This is a genomic window from Novosphingobium sp. CCH12-A3 (assembly GCF_001556015.1).
GTDB lineage: Bacteria > Pseudomonadota > Alphaproteobacteria > Sphingomonadales > Sphingomonadaceae > Novosphingobium > Novosphingobium subterraneum.
In genome coordinates, this window is sequence record NZ_LSIA01000066.1 from 1 (window position 1) to 4,040 (window position 4,040).

Sequence of the window (4,040 nt, forward strand, 5' to 3'; positions counted from 1 at the left end):
CAAATCCGCTAAAACCCACGCATTCCCAAAGGCTTCAGAGTTTTTCACGGGCGACTACTTATGCAGCCGTTGCAGGGGCCGACGCGGTTGCCCTTGTCACCGAATGGGATGCGTTTCGCGCGCTGGATTTTGCGCGGGTGAAGAGCCTTATGAACGCGCCGGTGCTGGTGGATCTGCGCAATGTGTATGACCCGACCGAGGCGCGTGCTGCAGGCTTTGCCTACAGCAGCATCGGCCGAGTCTGAGGGGTCAGACCAAGCCTGCCTCGGCGCTGATTGCAGCGTCCTCCTCTTCCACCGGGGGACGCTGAGTGCCCCAGTGGATCGAACTCCACACGCGCTCGTGGAAGTAATAGAGTCCAATCTTGGTAATCACTTCGGTGCCGGCAATGGCCCCGGCAGCCTTCATGCTGCCGGTGAACAGCCAGCCGAGCAAAAACGTATCGATACTGCCCAAGGTACGCCAGCTGATCGCCTTGACGATCGAACGGGCGTGCGCCTCGTGTCCATGAAACAGAATCATTGGCGGTTTCCCTCCCGGCCAGAGACGATTGCTTAAATGGTCGGGGCCCACCCGAGAAGCGCATTAACGATGCGTTCGGCGGCATCTTCGGGCGACTCGGCGGTCGTATCCACGCGGAAGTCGGGAGCTTCAGGCGCTTCGTAGGGGCTGTCGATCCCGGTGAAGTTCTTGAGCTGGCCGGAACGCGCCTTCTTGTAGAGGCCCTTCACGTCACGGGCTTCTGCCACTTCGAGTGGCGTGTCGACGAAGATTTCGACGAACTCGCCGTCGGCCATCAGACTGCGCACCATTTCGCGCTCGGCCCGGAACGGGCTGATGAAAGCGGTGAGCACGATCAGGCCGGCGTCGGTCATCAGGCGGGCGACTTCGCCGACGCGGCGGATGTTCTCGATGCGGTCTGCCTCGGTGAAGCCAAGGTCCTTGTTCAACCCGTGGCGCACGTTGTCGCCATCGAGCAGGAAGGTGTGCTTGCCGAGCGCGTGCAGGCGCTTTTCGACCATGTTGGCGATGGTGGATTTGCCGGAACCGGAAAGGCCGGTGAACCACAGCACCTTGGGGCTCTGGTTCTTGAGCGTGGCGTGGGCCTCGCGGCTCACGTCCAATGCCTGCCAGTGCACGTTCTGAGCCCGGCGCAGGCTGAAGTTGAGCATGCCGGCAGCGACGGTGGCATTGCTCATCTTGTCGATCAGCACGAAGCCGCCGAGCGTGCGGCCATCGTTGTAGGCCTCGAAAACGATCGGCTTGTCGGTGGCGATCTCGGCCACGCCAATTGCGTTGAGCTCGAGCGTCTTGGCCGCAAGATGCTCCATCGTGTTGACGTTCACGACGTATTTCGGCTGCTGCACCGTGACCGAGACGGTCTGCGTGGCGAGCTTGAGCCAGTAGGCGCGACCCGGCAGCATGGCTTCGTCGTTGAGCCAGACGAGCGTCGCTTCGAACTGGTCGGCGGCCTGAGGCGGATTGTCGGCAAGGCTGATCACGTCGCCGCGCGAGCAGTCGACCTCGTCGGCTAGGCACAGCGTGACCGACTGGCCGGCAACGCCCTGATCGAGATCGCCATCCAGCGTGACGACGCGCGTGACCTTGCTGGTCTTGCCGGACGGAAGGACGCGGATTTCATCGCCCGGCCTGACCGAACCAGTGGCGATCAAGCCGGAGAAGCCGCGGAAATCGAGGTTGGGGCGGTTGACCCACTGCACCGGCATGCGGAAGGGCTTGTCGGCATCGACCGAGGAAAGAACTTCCACGGTTTCAAGGTGATCGACCAGCGTGGGGCCCTGATACCAGGGCGTATTGGCCGAGCGCGTCGTGATGTTGTCGCCCTTGAAGCCGGAGATCGGCATCGCGGTGAAGCTCTCGATCCCGATGGACTTGGCGAATTCCGCATAGTCTTTGACGATGGCGTCGAACACTTGCTGGTCGTAGTGAACCAGATCCATCTTGTTCACGGCCAGAACGATATTGCGGATGCCGATCAGGTGGCACAGGTAGGAATGGCGGCGCGTCTGCACCAGCACGCCCTTGCGCGCATCGATCAGGATCACGGCAAGGTCGGCGGTGGATGCGCCGGTGACCATGTTGCGGGTGTACTGTTCGTGGCCGGGGCAATCGGCGACGATGAACTTGCGCTTCTCGGTGTTGAAGAAGCGATAGGCAACGTCGATGGTGATGCCCTGCTCGCGCTCGGCAGCGAGACCGTCGACGAGCAGCGCGAAGTCGATTTCCTGACCTTGCGTGCCGACCTTCTTCGAATCGTTCTCGAGTGCGGCCAGCTGGTCCTCGAAGATCATCTTCGAATCATAGAGCAGGCGCCCGATCAGGGTGGACTTGCCATCGTCCACCGACCCGCAGGTGATGAAGCGCAGCATGGTCTTGTGCTGATGCTGGTCCAGATAGGCGTTGATGTCCTCGGCGATGAGGGCGTCGGTCTGATAGATAACGTCCTGCGTGCTCATCAGAAATACCCCTGCTGCTTCTTCACTTCCATGCCGGCGCCACCGGCATCCTTGTCGATCACGCGACCCTGACGTTCGCTGGTGGTGGTGAGCAGGGTTTCCTGGATCACTTCAGGCAGCGTCTTGGCGGTGCTCTCCACCGCGCCGGTCAGCGGGAAGCAGCCCAGGGTGCGGAAGCGGACCGACTTCATGGTGATTTCGGGGCGATAGCCCAGCACCTTTTCCAGACGGGGAATGTCGTCGGCCATGAACAGCTGGCCTTCCCACTCATAAGTCGGACGCTCGTCGGCAAAGTAGAGCGGGACGATCGGCACGTCGTTGAGGTGGATGTACTGCCAGATATCGAGCTCGGTCCAGTTCGAGATCGGGAACACGCGAATGCTCTCGCCCTTGTTCTTGCGGGCGTTGTAGAGGTTCCACAATTCGGGGCGCTGGTTTTTTGGGTCCCAGCCGTGGCTGGCAGTACGGAAGGAGAAGATGCGCTCCTTGGCGCGGCTCTTTTCCTCGTCACGCCGCGCGCCGCCGAAGGCCGCGTCAAAGCCGTACTTGTCGAGCGCCTGCTTCAACCCTTCCGTCTTCCACATGTCGGTGTGGAGCGCGCCGTGATCGAACGGATTGATGCCCTTCTCGGCAGCTTCGGGATTCTGGTAGATGAGCAGTTCCATGCCGCTCTCGACCGCCATCTTGTTGCGCAGGGCATACATGTCCTGGAACTTCCAGGTGGTATCGACATGCAGCAGCGGGAACGGCGGCGGCGAGGGATAGAACGCCTTGCGGGCAAGGTGCAGCATGACCGCGCTGTCCTTGCCGACGGAGTAAAGCATGACGGGATTGGTCGCCTCGGCGGCGACCTCGCGCATGATGTGGATCGCCTCGGATTCAAGGCGTTCTAGATGGGTCAGGGTCTTGGCGTCCAGTGCCACGGCTCTCGCTCCGTAATTGCGTGAGCGTTCCTTGCGCGATTCACCGTGGGTGGTGCGCTCCCATCTGGGAGCATGGCCGCAATACAATACTTTCATGCCGCAAACGCCAACTTGGCGGTCGTGACGGGCCACGTCTTTTCCTCCTTGCACTTGTCTGGGCGGGACTGAAAGCTTGCGGGTCCTTGCCCAACGCCCTAAGCGACAGGAATGGCCGTTTATTTCCATGAAGAAGACCTCCCCGAAGGCGTGCTTGCGCCGGGTGCCGTCGCCGTCGATACCGAGACGATGGGGTTGATCACACCGCGTGATCGCCTTTGCGTCGTGCAGATTTCGGACGGGCAGGGCGACGAACACCTCGTCCGCTTCTCACCGGGCAGCAGCTATGCGGCGCCCAATCTGAAGGCTGTCCTGGCCGATCCTTCGCGGGTCAAGCTTTACCACTTCGCCCGCTTCGACCTTGCCGCGATCGAGCATTACCTCGGCGTGGTCGCGGCGCCGGTGTTCTGCACCAAGATCGCCTCGAAGCTGGTCCGGACTTATTCCGATCGCCACGGCCTCAAGGACCTGGTGCGCGAACTGCTCGGAAAGGAAATCTCCAAGCAGCAGCAGTCGAGCGACTGGGGTGGGCCGGTGCTGTCCG

At 61.7% G+C, this 4,040-nt stretch carries 5 protein-coding genes; 2 read left to right on the forward strand and 3 right to left on the reverse strand.

Annotated elements, in window-relative coordinates; translation table 11 throughout:
• On the forward strand, window positions 1-245 hold a 245-nt coding region (locus tag AX703_RS04730; RefSeq protein ID WP_255355030.1), incomplete at its 5' end, for a UDP-glucose/GDP-mannose dehydrogenase family protein.
• Window positions 246-249: 4 nt separating this feature from the next.
• On the opposite strand, the gene AX703_RS04735 is transcribed toward AX703_RS04730, so the two are convergent.
• The 3 genes from AX703_RS04735 to cysD are packed head-to-tail and all read right to left on the reverse strand — an operon-like array spanning window position 250 to window position 3,400.
• Window positions 250-522: a DUF2061 domain-containing protein gene (locus AX703_RS04735; RefSeq protein ID WP_039337221.1), complete on the reverse strand. Its 273-nt coding sequence runs from the start codon at window positions 520-522 to the stop codon at window positions 250-252.
• Between the two features lie 32 nt (window positions 523-554).
• A complete protein-coding gene (gene cysN, locus AX703_RS04740) occupies window positions 555-2,477 on the reverse strand; it encodes a sulfate adenylyltransferase subunit CysN (protein WP_062343002.1) in 1,923 nt (640 codons plus the stop codon).
• Entirely contained in the window at window positions 2,477-3,400 is a 924-nt protein-coding gene (cysD, locus tag AX703_RS04745; protein ID WP_231735382.1) for a sulfate adenylyltransferase subunit CysD, read from the reverse strand. Before cysD ends, cysN begins: the two co-directional genes overlap by 1 nt.
• Before the next feature lie 207 nt (window positions 3,401-3,607).
• Here cysD and AX703_RS04750 point away from each other — a divergent pair.
• The coding region (locus AX703_RS04750; protein ID WP_062343004.1) for a ribonuclease D at window positions 3,608-4,040 on the forward strand (433 nt) is incomplete at its 3' end.